At 72.9% G+C, this 23,477-nt stretch carries 16 protein-coding genes and 1 tRNA gene; 7 read left to right on the plus strand and 10 right to left on the minus strand.

From position 1 onward, the window contains the following. Positions 1 to 198: 198 nt before the first annotated feature. From gltB to JD78_RS04680, 4 genes are all read left to right on the plus strand, one after another. Positions 199 to 4,872: a glutamate synthase large subunit gene (gene gltB / locus JD78_RS04665; protein ID WP_208103988.1), complete on the plus strand. Its 4,674-nt coding sequence runs from the start codon at positions 199 to 201 to the stop codon at positions 4,870 to 4,872. Next, positions 4,865 to 6,352, plus strand: a complete 1,488-nt coding sequence (locus JD78_RS04670) for a glutamate synthase subunit beta (protein WP_153361526.1) — start codon at positions 4,865 to 4,867, stop codon at positions 6,350 to 6,352. Before gltB ends, JD78_RS04670 begins: the two co-directional genes overlap by 8 nt. A gap of 117 nt (positions 6,353 to 6,469) precedes the next feature. After that, positions 6,470 to 7,885: a pyruvate kinase gene (pyk, locus tag JD78_RS04675; RefSeq protein WP_153361527.1), complete on the plus strand. Its 1,416-nt coding sequence runs from the start codon at positions 6,470 to 6,472 to the stop codon at positions 7,883 to 7,885. Then, positions 7,882 to 8,793: an acyl-CoA thioesterase gene (locus JD78_RS04680; protein WP_228395297.1), complete on the plus strand. Its 912-nt coding sequence runs from the start codon at positions 7,882 to 7,884 to the stop codon at positions 8,791 to 8,793. Before pyk ends, JD78_RS04680 begins: the two co-directional genes overlap by 4 nt. Before the next feature lie 19 nt (positions 8,794 to 8,812). Here JD78_RS04680 and JD78_RS04685 read toward each other — a convergent pair whose 3' ends face one another. Further along, positions 8,813 to 10,540, minus strand: coding sequence for a pyridoxal-dependent decarboxylase (locus JD78_RS04685; RefSeq protein ID WP_243730973.1), 1,728 nt, complete (start codon positions 10,538 to 10,540; stop codon positions 8,813 to 8,815). Positions 10,541 to 10,865: 325 nt separating this feature from the next. Continuing rightward, positions 10,866 to 10,939 (minus strand) — tRNA-Leu (locus JD78_RS04690). Between the two features lie 69 nt (positions 10,940 to 11,008). Between JD78_RS04690 and JD78_RS04695 the strand changes: the two genes are divergently transcribed. Continuing rightward, positions 11,009 to 11,623 carry an ANTAR domain-containing response regulator gene (locus tag JD78_RS04695; protein ID WP_153361528.1) on the plus strand — a complete coding sequence of 205 codons (615 nt, stop codon included), beginning with the start codon at positions 11,009 to 11,011 and terminating at the stop codon, positions 11,621 to 11,623. Positions 11,624 to 11,934: 311 nt separating this feature from the next. Beyond that, positions 11,935 to 13,266, plus strand: a complete 1,332-nt coding sequence (locus JD78_RS04700; protein ID WP_153361529.1) for an ABC transporter substrate-binding protein — start codon at positions 11,935 to 11,937, stop codon at positions 13,264 to 13,266. 133 nt (positions 13,267 to 13,399) lie between these two features. Here the strand turns inward: JD78_RS04700 and JD78_RS04705 are convergent, their stop codons facing one another. The 6 genes from JD78_RS04705 to JD78_RS04730 form a co-directional block, all read right to left on the minus strand. Further along, a complete protein-coding gene (locus tag JD78_RS04705) occupies positions 13,400 to 13,828 on the minus strand; it encodes a DUF1772 domain-containing protein (protein ID WP_153361530.1) in 429 nt (142 codons plus the stop codon). A 216-nt stretch (positions 13,829 to 14,044) separates the two neighbouring features. Next, entirely contained in the window at positions 14,045 to 14,932 is an 888-nt protein-coding gene (locus JD78_RS04710; RefSeq protein WP_208103989.1) for an ABC transporter ATP-binding protein, read from the minus strand. Next, a complete protein-coding gene (locus JD78_RS04715) occupies positions 14,929 to 15,783 on the minus strand; it encodes an ABC transporter ATP-binding protein (RefSeq protein ID WP_243730974.1) in 855 nt (284 codons plus the stop codon). The genes JD78_RS04710 and JD78_RS04715 overlap by 4 nt, the downstream gene beginning before the upstream one ends. Before the next feature lie 177 nt (positions 15,784 to 15,960). Beyond that, entirely contained in the window at positions 15,961 to 16,959 is a 999-nt protein-coding gene (locus JD78_RS04720; RefSeq protein ID WP_153361531.1) for a branched-chain amino acid ABC transporter permease, read from the minus strand. Between the two features lie 3 nt (positions 16,960 to 16,962). Next, positions 16,963 to 18,186: a branched-chain amino acid ABC transporter permease gene (locus JD78_RS04725; protein ID WP_153361532.1), complete on the minus strand. Its 1,224-nt coding sequence runs from the start codon at positions 18,184 to 18,186 to the stop codon at positions 16,963 to 16,965. 281 nt (positions 18,187 to 18,467) lie between these two features. Continuing rightward, positions 18,468 to 18,890, minus strand: a complete 423-nt coding sequence (locus tag JD78_RS04730) for a PaaI family thioesterase (RefSeq protein ID WP_153361533.1) — start codon at positions 18,888 to 18,890, stop codon at positions 18,468 to 18,470. Positions 18,891 to 18,957: 67 nt separating this feature from the next. On the opposite strand from JD78_RS04730, the gene polA reads away from it, so the two are divergent. Beyond that, positions 18,958 to 21,741, plus strand: coding sequence for a DNA polymerase I (gene polA / locus JD78_RS04735; protein WP_153361534.1), 2,784 nt, complete (start codon positions 18,958 to 18,960; stop codon positions 21,739 to 21,741). 21 nt (positions 21,742 to 21,762) lie between these two features. On the opposite strand, the gene JD78_RS04740 is transcribed toward polA, so the two are convergent. Beyond that, a complete protein-coding gene (locus JD78_RS04740) occupies positions 21,763 to 22,431 on the minus strand; it encodes a 2'-5' RNA ligase family protein (protein WP_153361535.1) in 669 nt (222 codons plus the stop codon). Continuing rightward, a complete protein-coding gene (locus JD78_RS04745) occupies positions 22,419 to 23,321 on the minus strand; it encodes a class I SAM-dependent methyltransferase (protein ID WP_153361536.1) in 903 nt (300 codons plus the stop codon). Before JD78_RS04745 ends, JD78_RS04740 begins: the two co-directional genes overlap by 13 nt. Positions 23,322 to 23,477 lie beyond the last annotated feature (156 nt).

Consider the following 23,477-nt stretch of genomic DNA (forward strand, 5'->3'; position numbering starts at 1 on the left):
CGGCCTGCGCCGCCCCACCCGTCGGACCGCTCCGGTCCTCCGCTCACCGGACCAGACCGCACCGGATCCGACCGCACCGCCCCTCCCTGCACCACCCACCCGCTCTGACCACCCGGCGGGGTCCTCGCGACCCCCCGCACCGCGCCCGGGCCCGGCTCCGCCGGACGGGCGTCGCGGCCAGCCGACGACGGGAGTGACATGTCTGACCTCGCCGCCCCCAGCACCTCCGCCGGCACCTCTGCCGGGACGGCCCCGGTGGCCTTCTCGGCGCTCCCCGCCGCCACCGGTCTGTACGACCCCGCCCGCGAGCACGACGCCTGCGGCGTGGCCTTCGTGGCCGACGCCCGCGGTCGCCGGTCCCGCTCGATCGTGGCCGCCGGGCTCACCGCCCTGCACAACCTCGACCACCGCGGCGCCGCCGGGTCCGAGCCGAACTCCGGTGACGGCGCCGGCATCCTCACCCAGGTGCCCGACGCGCTGCTGCGCGCCAGCGTCGACTTCGACCTCCCGCCGCTGGGCGAGTACGCCGTGGGCATCGCCTTCCTGCCGGCCGACGAGGCCGAGCGGGCCACCGTCGTCGACGGGGTCGCGGCGCTCGCCGCGGAGGAGGGGCTGACCGTGCTGGGCTGGCGCGAGCTGCCGGTCGACCCCGACGGCGCCGACCTCGGCCCCACCGCCCGCCGGGTCATGCCCTGCTTCACCCAGCTGTTCGTCGCCGAGACGATCGGCGCGCGGGCCGACGCGCAGGCCTTCGGCGGCACCGCCGCCCCGCACGGGGTCACCCGGCTGGAGCGGCGCGCGTTCGTGCTGCGCAAGCGCATCGAGCGGGCCGCCCGGGACGCCGGCACCAGCTGCTACATCGCCTCGCTGTCGGCGCGCACCATCACCTACAAGGGGATGCTGACCACCGACCAGCTGCCGGCCTTCTTCCCCGACCTGCGCGACGAGCGCTACGAGTCGGCGATCGCCCTGGTGCACAGCCGGTTCTCCACCAACACGTTCCCGAGCTGGCCGCTGGCCCACCCGTTCCGCTTCATCGCGCACAACGGCGAGATCAACACGATCAAGGGCAACCGCAACCGGATGCGCGCCCGCGAGGCCAAGCTGGAGACCGGGCTGTTCGACGGCCCGGCCGGCCCGGCCAGCGAGCTCGGGCTGGAGCGGATCTTCCCGGTCACCGCCAGCGACTTCAGCGACTCGGCGACCTTCGACGAGGTGCTGGAGCTGCTGCACCTGTCCGGGCGCTCGCTGCCGCACGCGGTGCTGATGATGATCCCCGAGGCGTGGGAGAACCACGCCGAGATGGACGCGGCCCGCCGGGCGTTCTACCGCTTCCACTCCTCGATCATGGAGCCCTGGGACGGGCCCGCCTGCGTGGCGTTCACCGACGGCACGCTCATCGGCGCGGTGCTCGACCGCAACGGGCTGCGCCCGGGCCGCTGGTGGCGCACCAAGGACGACCTGGTCGTGCTGGCCAGCGAGGCCGGCGTGCTGGACATCCCGGCCTCGGAGGTCGTCGCCAAGGGCCGGCTGCAGCCCGGCCGGATGTTCCTGGTCGACACCGAGCAGGGGCGGATCGTCTCCGACGAGGAGGTCAAGGGCGAGCTGGCCACCGCCGAGCCGTACGACGACTGGCTGCACGCCGGCCTGGTGCACCTACCCCAGCTGCCCGAGCGCCGCCGCGCGCGGCCCAGCCACGAGTCGGTCGTCCGCCGTCAGCTGCTCTTCGGCTACACCGAGGAGGAGCTGCGCATCCTGGTGCAGCCGATGGCCGCCAGCGGCGCCGAGCCGATCGGCTCGATGGGCACCGACACCCCGATCGCCTCGCTGTCGGACCGCTCCCGCTCGCTGTTCGACTACTTCACCCAGCAGTTCGCCCAGGTCACCAACCCGCCGCTGGACGCGATCCGCGAGGAGCTGGTCACCAGCCTGGGCCGCACCTTCGGCCCCGAGCAGAATCTCCTCGCGGCCACCCCGGCGTCCTGCCGGCAGGTGTTCCTGCCGTTCCCGGTGATCGACAACGACGAGCTGGCCAAGATCCTGCACATCGACGACGACGGCGACCTGCCCGGGTTCGCCGCCGTGCGGATCACCGGCCACTTCGACGTCAACGGCGGCGGGACGGCGCTGGCGCAGGCGATCACCGAGCTGCGCACCAAGGTGAGCAAGGCGATCGCCGCCGGTGCCCGGGTCATCGTGCTGTCCGACCGGGACTGCGACGAGAAGCGCGCACCGATCCCGTCGCTGCTGATGACCGCCGCCGTCCACCACCACCTGGTGCGCGAGCGCACCCGGATGGAGGTCGGCCTGGTCGTCGAGTCCGGCGACTGCCGCGAGGTGCACCACATCGCCCTGCTGCTGGGCTACGGCGCGGCCGCGGTCAACCCCTACCTGGCCTTCGAGAGCGTCGAGGACCTGATCCGCTCGGGTCAGCTCACCGGCGTCCAGCCCGCGCAGGCGGTGCGCAACGTGGTCAAGGCGATGGGCAAGGGCGTGCTCAAGGTGATGAGCAAGATGGGCATCAGCACCGTCGGCTCGTACACCATGGCGCAGATCTTCGAGACGGTCGGCCTGTCCAAGGCCCTCGTCGACGAGTACTTCACCGGCACGTCGGCCACCCTCGACGGCGTCGGGCTCGACGTGCTCGCCGAGGAGGTGGCGATGCGCCACCGGAAGGCCTACCCGAGCAACCCGACCGAGCGCGCCCACCGGCGGCTGGAGACCGGCGGGGAGTACCAGTGGCGCCGCGAGGGCGAGGTGCACCTGTTCAACCCCGAGACGGTGTTCCTGCTCCAGCACGCCACCCGCTCCCGCCAGTACGAGGTCTTCCAGCGCTACGCCGACACCGTCGACGGGCTGTCGGCCGAGGCGGCGACGCTGCGCGGGCTGTTCCGGTTCAGGACCGGCGAGCGCCCCGCGGTGCCGCTGGCGGAGGTGGAGCCGGTCAGCGAGATCGTCAAGCGGTTCCAGACCGGGGCGATGAGCTACGGCTCCATCTCGGCCGAGGCGCACGAGACGCTGGCGATCGCGATGAACCGGCTCGGTGGTCGCTCCAACACCGGTGAGGGCGGCGAGGACCCCGACCGCTTCACCGCCGACCCCAACGGCGACCTGCGCCGCAGCTCGATCAAGCAGGTGGCCAGCGGCAGGTTCGGGGTGACCAGCGAGTACCTGGTCAACGCCGACGACATCCAGATCAAGATGGCCCAGGGCGCCAAGCCCGGCGAAGGCGGCCAGCTGCCCGGCAGCAAGGTCTACCCGTGGGTGGCGCGGACCCGGCACTCCACGCCGGGCGTGGGGCTGATCAGCCCGCCGCCGCACCACGACATCTACTCGATCGAGGACCTCAAGCAGCTCATCCACGACCTCAAGAACGCCAACGACGAGGCGCGGATCCACGTCAAGCTGGTCTCCGAGACCGGCATCGGCACGGTCGCGGCCGGGGTGGCCAAGGCCAAGGCCGACGTCGTCCTGGTGTCCGGGCACGACGGCGGCACCGGCGCCGCCCCGCTGACCTCGCTCAAGCACGCGGGGACGCCGTGGGAGATCGGCCTGGCCGAGACCCAGCAGACGCTGCTGGCCAACGGGCTGCGCGACCGGATCGTGGTGCAGGTCGACGGCCAGATGAAGACCGGCCGCGACGTGATCGTGGCCGCGCTGCTGGGCGCCGAGGAGTTCGGCTTCGCCACCGCGCCGCTGGTGGTCGAGGGCTGCGTGATGATGCGCGTCTGCCACCTGGACACCTGCCCGGTGGGCGTGGCCACGCAGAACCCCGAGCTGCGCAAGCGGTTCACCGGCAAGCCCGAGTTCGTGGTCACCTTCTTCGAGTTCATCGCCGAGCAGGTGCGCGAGCAGCTGGCGCAGCTGGGCTTCCGCTCCCTCGACGAGGCGATCGGCCACGCCGAGGTGCTCGAGGTGGCGCCGGCGGTCGACCACTGGAAGGCGGCCGGGGTCGACCTGTCCCCGATCCTCGCCGTTCCGGAGCTGCCCGAGGGCGCGGCCCGCCGGCAGGTGGCCACCCAGGACCACGGTCTGGACGTCGCGCTGGACCAGACGCTGATCCAGCTGTGCGAGGGGGCGCTGCTCGACGCCCGCCCGGTGCACCTGGAGCTGCCGGTCCGCAACGTCAACCGCACCGTCGGCACGATGCTCGGCTCGATGGTGACCCGCCGCTTCGGTGGTACGGGGCTGCCCGACGGCACGATCGACCTGACCTTCACCGGGTCGGCCGGCCAGTCCTTCGGCGCGTTCCTGCCCGCGGGCATCACCATGACGCTGCTGGGCGACGCCAACGATTACGTCGGCAAGGGCCTGTCCGGTGGCCGGATCGTGGTGCGGCCGGCGCCGGAGTCGGCCTTCGCCGCCGAGGACAACGTCATCGCCGGCAACGTCATCGGCTACGGCGCCACCGCCGGCGAGCTGTTCCTGCGCGGCCGGGTCGGTGAGCGGTTCTGCGTCCGCAACTCCGGTGCGCTGGCGGTCGTCGAGGGCGTGGGCGACCACGCGCTGGAGTACATGACCGGCGGGTCGGCGATCATCCTGGGACCCACCGGTCGCAACATCGCGGCTGGCATGTCCGGCGGGATCGGGTACGTGCTCGACCTCGCCCGGCACCGGGTGAACCCGGAGATGGTGGAGGTCGAGCAGCTGGACGGCGAGAGCTCGCTGTGGCTGCGCGACGTCCTCACCCGGTACCGGGAGGCGACCGACTCCACGGTGGCCGGGGCGCTGCTGGCCGACTGGGGCCGCTGGTCCGAGCGGTTCAGCGTGATCATGCCCCGGGACTACCGGCGCGCCATGGAGGCCCGACGGGCCGCCGAGGCCGCCGGGTACGACGTGGACCGAGCTGTGATGGAGGCCGCACGTGGTTGATGCAACGGGGTTCCTCAAGTACGACCGGCAGATGCCGCCGCGGCGGCCGGTCGACCTGCGGCTGCTGGACTGGAAGGAGGTGTACCTCAACCGGGACACCGGTGAGGACGCCGTCTTCCCCGTGACCGCCCTGCGCGAGCAGGCGGCGCGCTGCATGGACTGCGGCATCCCCTTCTGCCACCACGGTTGCCCGCTGGGCAACCTGATCCCGGAGTGGAACGACCTCGCCCGCCGGGACGACTGGCAGGAGGCGATCGAGCGGCTGCACGCCACCAACAACTTCCCGGAGTTCACCGGGAAGCTGTGCCCGGCGCCGTGCGAGGCCGCCTGCGTGCTGAACCTGGAGAACTCCCCGGTCACGATCAAGCAGATCGAGTGGGAGATCATCGACCAGGCCTTCGTCAACGGCTGGGTCACCCCGCAGCCACCGGCGGTGCTCACCGGCAAGCGGATCGCCGTCGTCGGCTCCGGGCCGGCGGGTCTCGCCGCCGCCCAGCAGCTGACCCGGGCCGGGCACGAGGTCACCGTCCTCGAGCGGGACGACCGGATCGGCGGGCTGCTGCGCTACGGCATCCCCGAGTTCAAGATGGAGAAGCGCCACCTGGACCGGCGGCTGGACCAGATGCGCGCCGAGGGCACCCGCTTCGTGGCCGGCGTCGACGTCGGTGGCGACGGGCCCGACGACGTGACGGTGGAGCAGCTGCGGTCGGACTTCGACGCGGTCGTGCTGGCCATCGGCACCCCGGTCGCCCGGGACCTGCCGCTGCCCGGCCGCGACCTGCCCGGCGTGCACTTCGCCATGGAGTACCTGCCCGACGGCAACCGCCAGGCGCTCGGCGAGATCGAGCACCCGGCGATCGACGCCCACGGCAAGCACGTGGTGATCATCGGCGGCGGCGACACCGGCGCGGACTGCCTGGGCACCGCCCACCGGCAGGGCGCCGCGTCGGTGGCCCAGCTGGACTACAAGCCGGCTCCGCCCGGCACCCGGCCGCAGGACAACCCCTGGCCGACGTACGAGATGGTGCTGCGGGTCTCCCCGGCCCACGAGGAGGGCGGCGAGCGGCTGTTCGCCGTCAACACCGAGGGCTTCGTCGCCGGTGACGACGGCCGGCTCGCCGGCGTGCAGGTCTCCGACGTCCGGCTGGTCAACGGCCGCAAGGAGACCGTCGAGGGCACCACCCGGGTGCTCCCGGCGGACCTGGTGCTGCTGGCGCTGGGCTACACGGGTCCGCAGACCGCGGGGCTGGTCGAGCAGCTGGGCTGCGCGGTCACCGAGAAGGGCGCGGTCGCGCGCGACCAGGACTACATGTCCACCGCGCCGGGCGTGTTCGTCGCCGGTGACATGGGTCGCGGGCAGTCGCTCATCGTCTGGGCGATCGCCGAGGGGCGGGCCGCCGCGGCCGCCGTCGACACCTGGCTGACCGGGGCCACGATGCTCCCGCGGCCGGTCACCCCGACGGCGGTCCCGCTGCGCTGACCTGCGTCTGATCGGCGTCTGACCTGCACAGACGTCCCAGACGACTGCGACCCCCCGGAGGGACACGGCCGACCCCGTGCGGCGTGTCCCCCCGGGGGGTCGACTAGTTTCAGTGGCATGTCTCGCCGCGCCAAGATCGTCTGCACGTTGGGGCCGGCGACCGGCACCCCGGAGCAGGTCACCGCCCTCGTCGAGTCCGGGATGGACGTCGCCCGGCTCAACTTCAGCCACGGCAAGCACGCCGACCACGAGCAGGCCTACCGCCTGGTCCGGGAGGCCTCGAACAAGGTCGGTCGCGCCGTCGCGATCCTCGCCGACCTGCAGGGCCCGAAGATCCGCCTCGGCACGTTCACCGAGGGCAAGGTGGAGTGGCCGACCGGTGCCCGGGTCTGCATCACCGTCGAGGACGTCGAGGGCACCGCCGAGCGGGTCTCGACCACCTACAAGGACCTGGCCAACGACGTCCGCGTCGGTGACCGCCTGCTGGTCGACGACGGGAAGCTCGCCCTCACCGTCGCCGAGGTCGACGGCCCGGACGTGTGGTGCCTGGTGCTCGAGGGCGGTCCGGTCTCCAACAACAAGGGCCTCTCCCTGCCCGGCGTCGCCGTCAGCGTCCCGGCCATGTCGGACAAGGACGAGGAGGACCTGCGCTTCGCCCTCTCCCTGGGCGTGGACTTCGTCGCCCTGTCCTTCGTCCGTTCCCCCCGCGACGTCGAGCTGGTCCGCGAGGTGATGGCCCAGGAGGACGTGTTCGCCCCGGTCATCGCCAAGCTGGAGAAGCCCGAGGCGGTGGAGAACCTCGAGGCGATCTGCGACGCCTTCGACGGCATCATGGTCGCCCGCGGCGACCTCGGTGTGGAGCTCCCGCTGGAGCAGGTGCCGCTGGTGCAGAAGCGGGCCGTGCAGGCGGCCCGCGAGCGCAACAAGCCGGTCATCGTGGCCACGCAGATGCTCGAGTCGATGATCGAGAACTCCCGGCCCACGCGCGCCGAGGCCTCCGACGTCGCCAACGCCGTCCTCGACGGCGCCGACGCGGTGATGCTGTCCGGGGAGACGTCGGTCGGCAAGCACCCGATCGCCGCCGTCCGGACCATGGACCGCATCATCGCCGCGGTCGAGGTCGACGAGATCCTCGCCCCGCAGCTGCTCAAGGCCTCGCACTCGCGCCCCGGCGCGATGGTCCGCGCGGCGAAGGACGTCGGCGAGACGCTGGACGTGGCGGCGCTGGCCGCCTTCACCTCCACCGGCCGCAGCGCGCAGCGGCTGGCGGCACTGAAGACCCGGCTGCCGATCCTCGCCTTCACCAACGACCCGCGGGTGCGCAGCCGGCTCGCGCTGTCGTGGGGCGTGGAGACGTTCATCGTGCCCCAGGTGGAGCACACCGACGACATGGTCGCCCAGGTCGACTTCTCGCTGCTGTCCATCGGCCGGCTCCGCGAGGGTGACCAGGTGGTCGTGGTGGCCGGCTCCCCGCCCAACACCGCCGGCACGACCAACCTCGTCCGGGTGCACGAGGTGGGCACGCAGGCGTGACCCCCGCAGCGGCGTCGTCGGGGTCGGGGTCGGCTGCGCAGCCGCCCCCGACCCCGGCGGCGGAGCTCATGGTCGTCCTCGACCTGGAGGAGCGCGCCCCGGACCTGTTCGTCGGCACCACTCCGACGACGCCGTTGCAGCGGATCTTCGGCGGCCAGGTGGCCGCCCAGGCGCTCGCCGCGGCGAACGCCACGGTGCCGGCCGAGCGGCCGGTGCACTCGCTGCACTCGTACTTCCTCCGGCCGGGCGACCCGCACGAGGAGATCCGCTACGAGGTGGACCGGATCCGGGAGGGCCGGTCGTTCAGCACCCGGCGGGTGGTGGCCCGGCAGACCCGCAAGGGCTCCGACGTCGCCATCTTCGCCCTCACCGCGGACTTCACGGCGGGGGAGCGGGCGGTGGTCGAGCACTCCCTGCCGATGCCGGAGGTGCCCGGCCCCGACGGCCTGCCGGGGCTGCCCGAGGTGCTCGCCGCCCACCCCGACCGGGCCGAGGGTGCGCAGGCGCTGAACCGGGCGGTCGAGTCCCGCTACCTGCGCGACCCCTACGACCCCGAGCCGCGGGAGGCGGGCGACACCGCGTTCCGGGCCTGGTTCCGGGTGGCCGGGCGGCTGCCCGACGACGACAACGTGCACGCGGCCGCGCTGACCTTCGTCAGCGACCTGACGCTGCTCTCCGCCGGCCTGGCGCGCATCGGTGGTGGCTGGGGCGGGTCGATCGTGGGCGCGAGCCTGGACCACGCGGTGTGGTTCCACCGGCCGGCCCGGGCCGACGAGTGGTTCCTCTACGAGACCGACAGCCCGGCCGCGGCCAGTGGGCGGGCGGTGTGCTTCGGGCAGATCTGGTCCGCCGACGGCACGCACGTGGCGACCGTCGCGCAGGAGGGGCTCATCCGCTCGCTCGGCTGAGCCCCTCCCGGCCGGCGGCTCAGCCCTGGGCGGGCCCGCCGTCCAGGTCGGCCTGGGCGACGGCCTGCTCGGCCGTCTCGTCCTGGGCGGCGGGGGTCTCGACGGCCCGCTCGGCCGCCGCGTGGTCCGACGTTGCCCGCTCGGCTACTGCTCGCTCGGCCGCTGCCTGCTCGGCCGCTGCCCGCTCGGCCGCTGCCTGCTCGGCCGCTGCCTGCTCGGCCGCTGCCCGCTCGGCGTCCGCGCGCTCGCGGCGTTCGGCCTCGCGCCGTTCGCGGGCCAGTTCGGCGAAGTCGTTGGCCAGCCAGTCGTGGCCCTCGACCAGCAGGGCCCAGACCCGCTCGACGTGCGCGCGGGTGGTCGCCGGTGCGCCGATCGCCACCCGCAGCACCGCCGCACCGCCGACCGTCGTGTGGGTGAGGAAGACCTCTCCGCCGTCGTTGAGCCGCTCCAGCAGGGTCATGGTTGCGACGTCGGCGTCCACGCCGTCGGCCCAGCGGGGTCGCAGGCACACCAGCGACAGCGGGTGGGGCGCGACGACGTCGAACCGCTCGTCGGACGCCGCCCACCCCGCCAGTTCCTGGGCGAGGGCCACGTGCGCGCGGACGTGCTCACGCAGCCCCTCGGCGCCGTACCAGCGCAGCACGAACCACAGCTTCAGGGCGCGGAACCGGCGGCCCAGCTCGATCTGCCAGTCCCGGTAGTCGACGACGGCACCGGCGTCGGTGGCCGCGTTGCGCAGGTACTCCGGCAGGATCGACAGGGCACCGGTGAGGGCCGCCCGGTCGGCGACCCAGAACAGCGTCGCGTCGAAGCCGGTGAGCAGCCACTTGTGCGCGTCGGTGGTGTAGCTGTCGGCCCACTCCACCCCGGCCTGCAGCGCCCGCAGCTCCGGGGCGACCGCGCTCACCCCGGCGTAGGCGGCGTCGACGTGCAGCCAGACCCCGAACCGCTGGCAGACCGGTCCGAGCTCGGCCAGCGGGTCGATCGCCGTGGTCGACGTCGTGCCGACCGTGGCGCAGACCAGCACCGGGGTGAACCCGCGGGCGACGTCGCGCTCCAGCCGGGCGGCGAGCGCTCCGGGCCGCATCGCCAGCTCGTCGTCGACCTCGACGACGCGGATGGACTCGGTGCCGAGGCCGGCGATGCGGGCGGCCTTCTCCATCGAGCTGTGGGTCTGCGCGGAGACGTAGACGGTGTACTCCTCGGGGAGCACCCCGTGGCGCAGCGTGGCGCCCTTGCTGGCCCGGTGCAGGGCGGCGAGCAGCGCGACCAGGTTGGCCCCGGAGCTGGAGTCCTGGACGACGCCGCCGCCGGTGCCGGTGGAGCGGAAGCTCTCCGGCAGGCCCAGCAGCTCGGCCAGCCAGTCCATGACGTGCTGCTCGAGCTCGGTGGCGGCCGGGCTGGTCACCCAGGACATGCCCTGCACGCCGAGGCCGGCGCTCACCAGGTCGCCGAGCACCGAGGGGCCGGACGTGTTGGCCGGGAAGTACCCGAAGAAGCCCGGGTGCTGCCAGTGGGTGAGCCCGGGGAGGACGACGCGGTCGAGGTCGGCCAGCACCGCGGCGAACGGCTCGCCCTGCTCGGGAGCCTGCGCCGGGAGGGCAGCGCGCACGTCGCCGGGGGAGACCTGCGACCGGACCGGGAGCGACCCGGGGTCCTGCTGCAGCCGGGCCCAGTAGTCGGCGATCCAGTCGACCACCTCGTGGCCGTGCTGGCGGAACTGCTCGGGTGTCATGTGGCCGGTCACGCGGCCACGGTATTGCGGCGCGCGTCCGGCACGCGCGGTGGGTACCGGGTCGTTCCGCAGGCTGGGTGAGTGCTGGTGACGGGTCCCGTGGAGTCGGGGACGGCCACCCGGCCGGGGTGGCTCCGGCGCGGGGCCCGGAGGGTCCCCGCCGGAGGCACGGGCAGCGGCTCAGCGCCGGCCGGGAACGGCCGTTGGCCGCGTTGCGGCGTGGTGTCGTGAGGAGTGGGGCCCGGAGGGTCCCGCGATCGAGCGACGCAGCGGCTCAAGGTCGGTCGGGCACGGCACTTGGCCGCGGGGCGATCCGTCAGGATCGCGATGAACAGAGTGCCCCCGGTGCGACTCGAACGCACACTGCGCGGGTTTTGAATCCGCTCCCTCTGCCGATTGGGGTACGGGGGCCTACTCGACGGAGTGGCCCGCAGCCTATCCGGCGCGGGATCCGCGCCTGCGGTCGATAGGATCATCTCCGTGAGCAACGAGCCGACCCGGGTCCTCATCGCCGAGGACGAGGCACTGATCCGCCTCGACCTCAAGGAGATGCTCGAAGAGGAGGGGTACGTCGTCGTCGCCGAGGTCGGCGACGGGCAGGCCGCGGTCGACCAGGCCCAGCAGTTGCGCCCCGATCTCGTCGTCCTCGACGTGCAGATGCCGGTGCTGGACGGGATCGCGGCGGCCGAGCAGATCGCCAGCGCCCGCATCGCGCCGGTCATCGTCCTCACCGCCTTCAGCCAGCGCGAGCTGGTCGAGCGCGCCCGCGACGCCGGCGCGATGGCCTACCTGGTGAAGCCGTTCTCCAAGAACGACCTGGTCCCCGCGATCGAGGTCGCCGTCGGCCGCTTCCAGGAGATGCACGCGCTGGACGCCGAGGTCGCCGACCTCAAGGAGCGGCTCGAGGCCCGCAAGGTGATCGAGAAGGCCAAGGGCCGGCTGATGACCGAGCGCGGGATGACCGAGGCCGAGGCCTTCCGGTGGATCCAGCGCACGGCGATGAACGAGCGCACCTCGATGCGCGCGCTCGCCGAGGCGATCATGGCCACCGAGATCGGCGACAGCGCCCCGGCCGGGGAGCAGCCCACCGTCTGACCCCTCCAGCACTGCTCCGACGGCCGTCGGCCCCGCACACCGGGGGCCGGCGGCCGTTCCGCGTCCGGGCCTCGTGTGCGGTGGCTCACCCGGACCGGCGTGGCGGGCGTCACCCGCGTTGCGGGCGTGTGTCGGCGTGTCCCACCGTGTGGCACGCCGGAGACGCCCAGGTCACAACGTCATCACGGTGTTTTCCCGGGGACTGGCGGGGGCCGGAAGGGCAGTTAGGTTCTCGGCACTGACCGGCCGGCCGGTGGGCCGTCCAGCCCTCCGGACCCGGTGACCACGCACGAACCCCTGGGAGTTCCTTGATGCGCACCCGCACCACCGCTCGCGCGATCGCGCTCTCCGGTGCCGCCCTGCTGGCGCTGACCGCCTGTGGCGGCAGCGACGACAGCGGCGACTCCGGCGGCAGCACCGACGCGAGCGGCGAGAAGCAGGTCAACGTCTACGGCACCGACGGCAACATGGGCAACGCCCTCGGCGAGGACTTCTCCGACGAGGGCGCCCTGGCCGGCATGTCGGGCACCACGCCGCTGACCGAGCTGTCCGGTGACTTCACCGACCGGCTGCTCGCGGTCGACCCGGAGCTGCAGGACTACAACTACGCGGGGGAGACCTACGACGCCGTCATCCTGACCGCGCTCGCGGCCCAGGCGGCCGGCAGCAGCGAGGCCACGGTGTTCGCCCCGTACATCAACGGCCTGACCTTCGGTGGCGAGACCTGTGACTCCTACAGCGCCTGCCTGGAGATCATCAACGCCGGCGGCAACGTCGACTACGACGGCGTCAGCGGCCCGCTGAGCTTCGCCGAGGCCGGCGAGCCGGCCCAGGCCAGCTTCGGCATCCTGCAGTTCGGTGAGGACAACGCCCTCGACGACTCGGCGACCGAGTTCGTCATCGCCGGCGACGAGGCCAACGCCGCCACCGACGAGGGCCCGGCCTACGCCCCGGCAGGCGCCACCGGTGACCCGCTGGTGATCGGCACGCTGCTGCCGCTGACCGGCAACCTGGCCTTCCTCGGCCCGCCGGAGGTCGCCGGTGCCCAGCTGGCCATCAACGAGGTCAACGAGGCCGGCGGCGTGCTGGGCCAGCCGGTCCAGCTCATCGAGGGTGACTCCGGTGACGCCTCGACCGACACCGCCACGCAGACGGTCGACCGACTGCTCCAGCAGGGCGTGGACGCCATCGTGGGCGCCGCGTCCTCGGGCGTGAGCCTGACGGTCATCGACACCATCACCGGTGCCGGGGTCCTGCAGATCTCGCCGGCGAACACCTCCGACCAGTTCACCGAGTACGCCGACAACGGTCTGTACTTCCGGACCGCGCCGCCGGACACCCTGCAGGCCCGTGCCCTGGCCGACCTGATCGCCGAGGACGGCAACAACACCGTCGGCATCCTGGCGATCAACGACCCGTACGGCACCGGCCTGGCCGAGAACACCCGGGACAACCTGGTCGCCGGTGGTCTGTCCGAGGACAGCATCGAGTACATCACCTACGACCCGCAGGCGGCGAACTTCGACGCCGAGGTCCAGCAGATGGTCGACTTCAACCCCGACGCCGTCGTGGTCATCGGGTTCGAGGAGTCCTCGCGGATCATCCAGGGCCTCAACGCCCAGGGCATCGGGCCCCAGCGCTGAGCTGAGGTCCGCTGAGTTGAGACCCGGCGCGCTGTGACACGGCAGCGCTGAGGCAGTACCACCGTTCCAGGCTGCGGCCCGGCGCCCCCGAGGTGCCGGGCCGCAGTGCTGTCCGGGGCGATCGGGCTCGCGGTCAGCCGAGCACCAGCCAGCCGGCAGCCAGCACGTTCCCGGTGGCGGCGGCGGTCCGGGCCGTGTCCACCCGGAGGAGGCGACGGTGGACGTCGGCGGAGAAGCCCCGGCCCAGCTGCCGGTGCAGCGGCACCGCGCCGAGTGCGGTGAGCAGCAGCACGCCCGCCAGCGCCCCGGCCGTGAGCGCCACCGGGGGCCACGTGGTCCCGGACGGCGGGGCGATCAGGAGCCAGCCCGTCGTCACCGCCTGACCGGCGAACAGCGGCCCGACCAGCCGGCTGATCAACCGGGAGTGCCGGACGTGGACCTCCGGGAAGGCATCGGCCGGGACGGTGGCGAACTGCGGGTAGACCAGCACGCGCACCGTCCACTGCAGACCTCCGTAGGCCGCCACCAGGGCGAGGTGGACGAGGGGGAGGGCCTCGGTCACCCGCGCACGGCCTCGGGTCGTTCCCCGCGCCCGGCGAGGCCCTGCCTGCGCCCGCCGACCGCGGGGTCGAGCACCAGCTCCCGGTAGCGGGCCGGCTGGGCGGCGGGGTCGGGCACCGGACCAGTCTCGCCGCCGCAGGCCTGCGCTGCCCGCGGACGCACGACGGCGCCGTTCCCCGGGGGGAGCGGCGCCGTCGCGTGCGGTGCGGAGAGGGGGCTACTGGGCCTTGGCCAGGGTGCCCAGGTAGAGCTCGATGACCTTCGGGTCGTTCATCAGGGACGTGCCGGTGTCGGTGTAGGCGTTCCGGCCCTGGTCGAGCACGTAGCCGCGGTGACAGATCTGCAGGCAGCGGCGGGCGTTCTGCTCGACCATGATGATCGAGACCCCCGTGGCGTTGATCCGCCGGCAGCGGATGAACACCTCGTCCTGCAGCGCCGGGGACAGCCCGGCCGACGGCTCGTCGAGCAGCAGCACCGACGGGTCCATCATGAGCGCGCGGCCCATCGCCACCATCTGCCGCTCACCACCCGACAGCGCCCCGGCCTTCCCCTTGCGCCGCTCGCCGAGCAGCGGGAAGAGGTCGACGACGTAGTCGAACCGGTCCTTGAACGTCTTCGGCCGCAGGTAGACGCCCATCTGCATGTTCTCCTCGATGGTGAGCGAGGGGAACACGTTGTTGTTCTGCGGCACGTAGCCGACGCCCATCGACACCAGCCGGTGCGCCGGTGCGGAGGTGATCTCCTCACCGCGCAGCGTCACCGAGCCGGAGCGGACCGGGATCAGGCCGAACAGCGTCTTGAGCAGCGTGGACTTGCCGGCGCCGTTGGGGCCGATGATCCCGACCAGCTCGCCGTCCTGCAGGTAGAAGTCGCACCCGTTGAGGATGTTGACCCCGGGGACGTACCCGGCGACCAGGTCGTCGGCGCGGACCAGCGCGCCCTCGGCGAGGCGCTGGTGCTCCTCCCGGGTGGCCGCCTTCTCCGCCGGGGAGAGTTCCGCCGCGGCGCCCGCGCCGGGCTCCTGGGCGACGGGTGCGTCCTGGTCGGACTCCGGCACGGTGAACCGCCGGTCGTCCGGCGGGCCGGGGAGGTCTCCGGTGCTCATCGTCCTGCCCTTCTCTTGCGGCCGCGCTCGGAGTCGAGGACGTCCTCGCGCCCGGCACGGGCCTCCGCCTCGTCCTCGGCGAGGAAGCGGTCCTCCTCCTCCGGGGTCAGCGGGGCGTCGTGGTGCGCGCCGAGGTAGGCGTCGACGACGGCCTTGTTCTGGCTGATGGACTCCGGGGCGCCCTCGGCGATCACCTTGCCGGCGGCCATGACCACCACCCAGTCGCTGATGTCGCGGACGACGTCCATGTCGTGCTCGACGAAGATGACCGTCATGCCCTCCTCGCGGAGGTCCTTGACGTGCCCGAGCAGGCTCTGGGTGAGGGCGGGGTTCACCCCGGCCATCGGCTCGTCGAGCATCACCACCTGCGGCTCGCTCATCAGGGCGCGGGCCATCTCCAGCAGTTTGCGCTGGCCGCCGGAGAGGCTGCCGGCGAAGTCGTCCTTCTTGGCGTCGAGCTTGAACCGCCGCAGCAGGTCCATCGCCCGCTCGGTGTTCGCCGTCTCCTGTGCCCGCCACGTGCCGGGGACCAGCGCGCGCAGGAAGCTCTCGCCGCGCTGGCTCTGCGCCCCGAGCAGCATGTTCTGCAGCACGGTGAGCCGGGAGAGCGCCTTGGTCAGCTGGAAGGTGCGGACCACGCCGAGCCGGGCGACCTGGTGCGGGCTGAGCTTGCCCAGGTCGCGACCGTTGAACGACCAGGTGCCGGTGTTGGGCTGGTCGAACCCGGTGAGCAGGTTGAACAGGGTCGTCTTCCCGGCACCGTTGGGCCCGATGAGACCGGTGATGCCGCCCCGCTGGACCTCCAGGTGGTCGACCGACACCGCGGTCAGGCCACCGAAGGTGCGGGTCACGTGGTCGACGACGATCGCCGGGTCGGGCTTGGCGACCCCGACCTCCCACGGGACGTCGCGGAGCGCCGCCTGGGCCAGCCGCTGGGGCGCCGCCCGGTGCGCACCGCCGCCGGAGGGGGTCGCCCCCCGGGCCGGGCGGCGGAGGCGCCGTGCGGCCCGGCGCCGGTGGGCTTGTCGTCAGCGGGCATCGAGCATCACCTCTCGTCGGTCACCGAAGATGCCCTGGGGCCGGAACACCAGCAACAGCATGAGCCCGATCCCGACCAGGACGTAGCGCAGCTGCGCGACGTCGGTGGAGGAGAGCAGCTCCGCCGGGATCACCCCGTTGTCGATCAGTGCGCGCAGCCCGGTGTCGGCGAACTGCAGGATGAACAGCAGCAGCATCGAGCCGATCACCGGCCCGAGGACGCGGGCGGCGCCCCCGAGGATCAGTGCCGCGTAGGCCAGGAAGGTGTTGGCGTTCTGGTACTGGTCGGGGATCGCCGAGCCGGTGCCGACGGCGTAGACCATGCCGCCGAACGCACCGAAGATCCCGCCGAGCACCAGCGCCTGCATCTTGTAGGCGTAGACGTTCTTGCCCAGCGAGCGGACGGCGTCCTCGTCCTCGCGGATGGCCTTGACCACGCGCCCCCAGGGAGCGCGCATGAGGGCCCACACCAGCAGCGAGCAGAGCGCCACCAGGATCCACCCGACGGTGCAGACCCAGAGCTCGCCGCCGCTCCACGTGGTGCCCAGCAGGTCGTAGCGCCGGCCGGTGTCCCACGGCGCGAGGGCGATGAAGTCCCGGTTGAACGCCGACAGGCCACGGGTGCCGCCGGTGACCGGGGTGGCCGACACCGACCGGAAGACCAGCCGCAGCCCCTCCGCCGTGGCGATCGTGACGATCGCGAGGTAGTCGGCCCGCAGGCGCAGGGTCGGCAGCCCGAGCAGCAGCGCGAGGGCCACCGCGGCGAGCACCCCGACCAGGACACCGACCCAGAAGGGCAGCCCCCACTGGCTCACCGAGATCGCGATGCCGAACCCGCCGAGCATGGCGAAGGCGATCTGCCCGAAGTTCAGCAGCCCGGTGTACCCGAAGTGCACGTTGATGCCGATGGCCAGCAGGGCGAAGAAGATCGCCTGGAAGCCGAAGAACGCCTTGCCCGCGATGGCGAACGCGTTGAGGAGGTCGGCCATCGGTCAGCCGATCCTGGCGCGACTGCCCAGGATGCCCTGGGGACGGACGACGAGGATGACGATCAAGAGGAGCAGCCCTCCGACGTACTTCATGTCATTCGGGATGACGAGGGTGGACATCTGCACGAAGACGCCGACGATCAGGCTGCCGAGCAGGGCGCCGTAGGCGGTGCCCAGCCCGCCGAGGGTGACCCCGGCGAACATCAGCAGCAGGAGCCGGAAGCCCATGTCCCACTGGACCTGGTCGGAGAGGCCGAGGAGCACCCCGCCGAGCGCGGCGAGTGCCCCGCCCAGGACCCAGACGAAGAGGACGACGCGGTTGACGTCGATGCCCGAGGACGCGGCGAGGTCGCGGTTGTCCGCGACGGCGCGCATGGCCTTGCCGATCTTCGTGCGCTGCAGCATCAGCGCGACCAGCACCAGCACCACGACCGCGATGACGATCGAGGCGATGTCCCGGTCCTGCAGGGTGAAGACGCCGTAGTCGCGCGCCCGCTGGCCCTGGTAGTCGGCGTAGGGGTTGGAGAACCCGCCGTAGAAGATCTGGTAGCCGTAGCGCAGCGCCAGGGAGAGCCCGATCGAGACGACCAGCGCCGCGATCAGCCCGGTGCCGCGACGCCGTAGCGGCCGCCAGACGGCCAGCTCGTTCAGGGCGCCGACGACGCCGCCGACCACCATGGCGAGCAGGGCCGCCGGGATCAGCGGCACGCCGCCCTGCACGTTGATGTACCAGGCGGCGATGGCGCCGATGGTCACCAGCTCGCCGTGGGCGAAGTTGGTCAGCCCGGTGGTGCCGTAGATGAGCGACAGGCCCACCGCGGCCATGGCGATCAGGAGCCCGAAGCGGAGGCCGTCGACGAACAGCTGGACGGCGCGGATGGTGCCGCCCCCGTCGTTGCGGCTGCCGTCGTTCAGCCCGATGTTGACCGGCTGCGCCCGCCCGCTGTCCACGGTGACCGTCCGGCTGGGCTCGCCGTTGGGCTCGACCCCGTCCGGCAGGTCGTCCGGGTCGATGCTGACGACGTACTGGCCGGGACCCGGGAGGTCGACCTCCCACCGACCGTCCTCGCCGGTCTGGACCGTGTCGACGGTGTCGCCGTCCGGCGTGGCCACCTCGACGGTGACGCCCTCGATCGGTCCGCTCAGGCTCGTCTGCAGGGTGCCGCGCACCTGCTCGCCGGCCTCCGCCGCGGAGGCGACGCCGGGCACCAGGGTGGCGAAGGCCATCCCGAGAGCGGCGACGAGCAGCGTCAGGACGAGCGGACGACGGGCGCTGCGCCACCGGCGTGCGCTCCGCCGGGATGCTGACCGGTCCTCCCGGGTGGAGCTGCGTTCCCCGTACCTCGCGGCACGGTGGGGCGCGTGCGTCACTCGACCTCCCAGCCGTTGGATGTGGAGCGGGACAGTAGCCCACGTCTGTTACGCGGATCGACCTGCTGAGACGCTTCGTGACCCATCTGCGACACGCCGGTGTGCTAGCGATCGGTCGCGCACGACCGGTCCGGGGCTCAGCCGGCGCGCGCCGGACGGGCCGGCCGGATCATGCAGGTCAGCCTCGCGCTGGCCGTCGGACGGCCTGCGTCGTCGGTGACCGAGATGAGGAAGGTGGCCAGCGTCCGGCCGCGGCGGACCGGGGTGCAGACCGCGGTGACGAGGCCGGAGCGGGCGGCGCTGAGGTAGCTCGCGTTGAGCTCGATGCCGACCACGGATCCGCCGGGGCCGGCGTGCAGCACCGCCGCGTACGAGCCGATGCTCTCGGCCAGCGCACAGGTGGCGCCGCCGTGGAGCAGGCCGAAGGGTTGCTCGTTGCCGGCCACCGGCATGGTCGCGACCAGGCGGTCGGGGTCCCACTCGGTGATCCGGATGCCCAGCTTGTCGTCGAGTGGGCCCTGGGTGTCGGCCGGCAGCCAGTCGGGGCGGGGATGCGTCACGCCGTCGCACGCTAGCCACTGCGGCACCGGGCCGGGATGTCGGTGGGCGGACCTAGGATCGGCCCCGATGTCCGCTCCGGTCCCTGCCTCCGTGTCCGCCGCCCCCGCGCCCGCCGCCCCCTCGACCACCGAGGGCACGCGCCCGCGGCTGCTGCTGCTCGATGGTCACTCGCTGGCCTACCGGGCCTTCTTCGCCCTCCCGGTCGAGAACTTCTCCACCACCACCGGGCAGCCGACCAACGCGGTCTACGGCTTCACCTCGATGCTGATCAACGTGCTGCGCGACGAGCAGCCCTCCCACCTGGCGGTCGCGTTCGACGTCAGCCGGAAGACCTTCCGCAGCGAGATCTACGCCGAGTACAAGGCCAACCGGGCCGAGAGCCCCACCGACTTCCGCGGCCAGGTCAGCCTGGTCCAGGAGGTCCTCGGCGCGCTGCACGTGCCGGTGATCACCGCGGAGAACTACGAGGCCGACGACGTCATCGCCACGCTCGCCGTGCAGGCGGTCGAGCAGGGCATGGACGTGCTCATCTGCACCGGCGACCGCGACGCGCTCCAGCTGGTGAACGAGCACGTCACGGTGCTCTACCCCCGCAAGGGGGTCTCCGACCTGACCCGGTTCACCCCGGAGGAGGTCGAGGCGAAGTACGGCCTGAGCCCGGTGCAGTACCCGGACTTCGCGGCACTGCGCGGCGACCCCAGCGACAACCTGCCGAACATCCCTAGCGTGGGGGAGAAGACCGCGGCCAAGTGGGTGCGCGAGTACGGCTCGCTCGACGCGCTGGTCGACCAGGTCGACACGGTCAAGGGCAAGGTGGGGGAGAAGCTGCGCGAGCACCTGTCCCAGGTGCTGCAGAACCGGCGGCTCACCGAGCTCGACCGGCAGGTCCCGCTGGAGCTGGGCCCGGCCGACCTCGCCGTCCAACCCTGGGACCGCAACGAGGTGCACACCCTCTTCGACAACCTGCAGTTCCGGGTGCTGCGCGACCGGCTCTTCGCCACCCTCTCCAGCGCCGAGCCGGAGGTGGACGGCGGGTTCGACGTCACCGCCGACGAGGTGCCCGCCGGTGGCCTCGCCGACTGGCTCGCCGCGCACGCCGGCGGCACCACGGGCGTCGTCTTCCGCGGCACGTGGGGCCGCGGCACCGGGCAGCTGACCGGGCTCGCCCTGGCCACCGCCGACGACCACGCGACGTTCGTCGACCTCACCGACCACGACCACGGCGACCAGGGGCAGGGCCCGGCCCTGGACGTCACCGACGAGCAGGCGCTGGCCACCTGGCTGGCCGACCCGGACACCCGCAAGGTGGTGCACGAGGTCAAGGGCCCGCTGCTGGCGATCTGGGCGCGTGGCTGGGACCTCCGCGGCGTGGTCAGCGACACGGCGCTCGCCGCCTACCTCGCCACGCCCGGTCAGCGGTCGTTCGACCTGGGTGACCTGGCGGTGCGCTACCTGCGCCGTGAGCTGAAGGACGCCGCCGAGCAGGAGGAGCAGCTCACCCTCGACGGCCTCGGCCCCACCGACGCCGACGTCGCCGCGGAGGCCGCCAAGGCCGACGTGCTCAAGGCCGTGGCGGTCAACGACCTCTCCGACGCCCTCGAGCAGGTGCTCGGCCAGCGGGGCGGGGACCACCTGCTCGGGGAGATCGAGCTGCCGCTGACCCGGGTGCTGGCCCGGATGGAGCAGCGGGGCATCGCCGCCGACCTGGACTTCCTGCACGACCTGCAGAAGGAGTTCGCCGCGGGCGTCACCGCCGCCGCGCAGGAGTGCTACGACGTCATCGGCAAGGAGATCAACCTCGGCTCGCCCAAGCAGCTGCAGGTGGTGCTCTTCGACGAGCTCGGCCTGCCCAAGACGAAGAAGATCAAGAGCGGCTACACCACCGACGCCGAGGCGCTGACCTCGCTGCTGGCCTCGACCGGGCACCCGTTCCTGGAGCACCTGCTCCGGCACCGCGACGTCACCCGGCTGCGCACCGTCATCGACGGGCTGATCCCGATGGTCGACGACGGCGGACGCATCCACACCACCTTCCAGCAGATGATCGCCGCCACCGGTCGGCTCTCCTCGACCGACCCGAACCTGCAGAACATCCCGATCCGCAGCGCCGAGGGCCGGCGGATCCGCCAGGCGTTCGTCGTGGGCGCCGGCTACGAGTCGCTGATGACCGCCGACTACAGCCAGATCGAGATGCGGATCATGGCGCACCTGTCCGAGGACGCCGGCCTCATCGAGGCATTCACCTCGGGGGAGGACCTGCACTCCTTCGTGGCCTCGCGGGCCTTCGACATCCCGATCTCCGACGTCGACCCCGAGATGCGTCGCCGCATCAAGGCGATGAGCTACGGGCTGGCGTACGGGCTGAGCGCGTACGGGCTGTCCCAGCAGCTGCGGATCACCCCGGAGGAGGCGCGGGCGCAGATGCACGCCTACTTCGAGCGGTTCGGCGGCATCCGCGACTACCTCGACGGCGTGGTCGACGACGCCCGGCAGACCGGGTACACCGAGACGACGCTGGGCCGGCGGCGCTACCTGCCCGACCTGACCAGCGACAACCGGCAGCGCCGGGAGATGGCCGAGCGGATGGCGCTCAACGCCCCGATCCAGGGCTCGGCGGCCGATGTCATCAAGGTCGCCATGCTGGGTGTGGAGCGGGCCATCGAGGCCGAGGGCCTGCGCTCGCGGATGCTGCTGCAGGTGCACGACGAGCTGGTGCTCGAGGTCGCCCCGGGGGAGCGGGAGCAGCTGGAGGCCCTGGTGCGCCGGGAGATGGCCGGGGCGGCGCAGCTGTCGGTGGCGCTGGAGGTCTCCGTGGGCGTCGGCGCCAGCTGGGACACCGCCGCGCACTAGCCGCCGCGGGCCCGGCCGACGTCAGGTGGAGCTGGCCGACCCGGGGTCGTCGGCCAGCGGGAACTCGGCGACGACGTGCCAGGAGTCGGGTTCCCGGGTTCCGGCGAACAGGCTCACCGTGCCGATCCGCGACCGGATCGGCAACTGCCCGGTGATCGTCTCCTCGACCCTGCGCAGGCCGGCCTCGTCACCGAGGCGCCGCTCGGCGAGCGACAGGTGCGGCTTGGGGTCCGCCCCGTGGGCGCCCCGGTAGGGCGGGTGGTCGGGGAAGGCGGCGACGACGGCCTCGGTGAGCCGGCGGAACGGCTCGTCGTCGGCGGGGGCCAGCCACAGCACCTCCTCGCCGAACCAGGCGGTGTGGTCCAGGACGCAGTCGAAGGCAGGGAGGCCGGCGAGGACCCGGCGCAGGCCGGTGAGCAGCCCCTGGTCGACCTGGTTGGGCGGTACGAAGGGGTAGACGACCGCGACGTGCGCCGGCACGCCCCAGGAGGCTGAGACGTCGAACTGCAGCCGGTGGTCGCCGATCACCGGGTCGGCCTCGGGCACCAGCACCAGCACGGCGGTCTCGGTCGCGCCGGCCAGCGCCCGGCACGCGGCCTCGTCCAGGGGCTGGAAGGCGGCGTCCTGCTGATCCGGGGACCGGTCGGCGCGTGCCTGGTCGGTGCGGGCCTGCTCGGTCAGCTCGTCCATGCGGTCTCCTCCGGTCGGTCGGGCAGCTCGCAGACCAGCACGAGCGTGCCCGGGACGAGCGCTCCCCGCGCGGGGGACCACTGGCCCCACGTCTGGGTGCGGCCCGGCGTCCACTCTGGTTCCAGCAGGTCCCGGAGCACCAGCCCTGCGCCCACCACGGCCCGGACCCAGTCACCCACGGTGCGGTGGTGCTCGACGTACACGGTCCGCCCGGCGTCGTCGGTCTCGACGTAGGGGGTGCGGTCGAAGTAGGAGGACGCGACCCGCAGGTCCGCCGGGTCGGGGGAGTCCGGCATCGGCCAGCGCATCGGGTGGTTCACCGAAGCGACGAAGCGCCCGCCGGGCCGCAGCACCCGGGCGACCTCGCCGAGCACGGCCTGCGCGTCCGCGACGAACGGCAGCCCGCCGAAGGCCGAGCACGCCAGGTCGACGCTGTCGGTGGCCAGCGGCAGCGCCCCGGCGTCGGCCTGCAGCAGCGGCACCGGCAGCCCGGTGGCCCGGTTCAGCTCCGCGGCCCGGGCCAGCATCCCGCCGGAGACGTCCAGGGCGATCGGGGAGGCGCCGGCGCGGCGCAGCCAGCGGGAGCAGGGCGCCGAGCCGCAGCCGATCTCCAGCACCCGGCGACCGGTCACGTCGCCGAGGAGGTGTGCGTCGGCCTCCCGGAGCCCCTCGGGGCACCACAGGAAGTCCGCGTCCCCCAGGTCGGTGCCGTGCTCGGCGAGGTAGGCCGGGGCGGCGGCATCCCACCAGCCCCGGTTGGCCCGGGCGGACTCGGCCTGGCCGACCGGCCGGCGCGTCACGTCGCCGGCCGCGGGGTAGCCGTCCGCGGCCAGCGGGAGGGTGGCTGGGGCTGGGGCTGGGATGGAGCCGGGCTCCGGGGCAGGGTCCATGACGCGCCGATCGTGACACGCCGAGGTGCGGCACACCGGCCGGACCCGTGGTGGACCTGCCCAGTCGGCGTCCGTACCATGGGGAATTGCGCCAGAGGTCTGTGGTGTCGCCGTCCCCCTCGCCGGGGGGCGCGCCCCTGCCGCCCCCCGGCCGTG

Origin of the sequence: Modestobacter roseus, assembly GCF_007994135.1 — a bacterium.
Taxonomy (GTDB): domain Bacteria; phylum Actinomycetota; class Actinomycetes; order Mycobacteriales; family Geodermatophilaceae; genus Modestobacter; species Modestobacter roseus.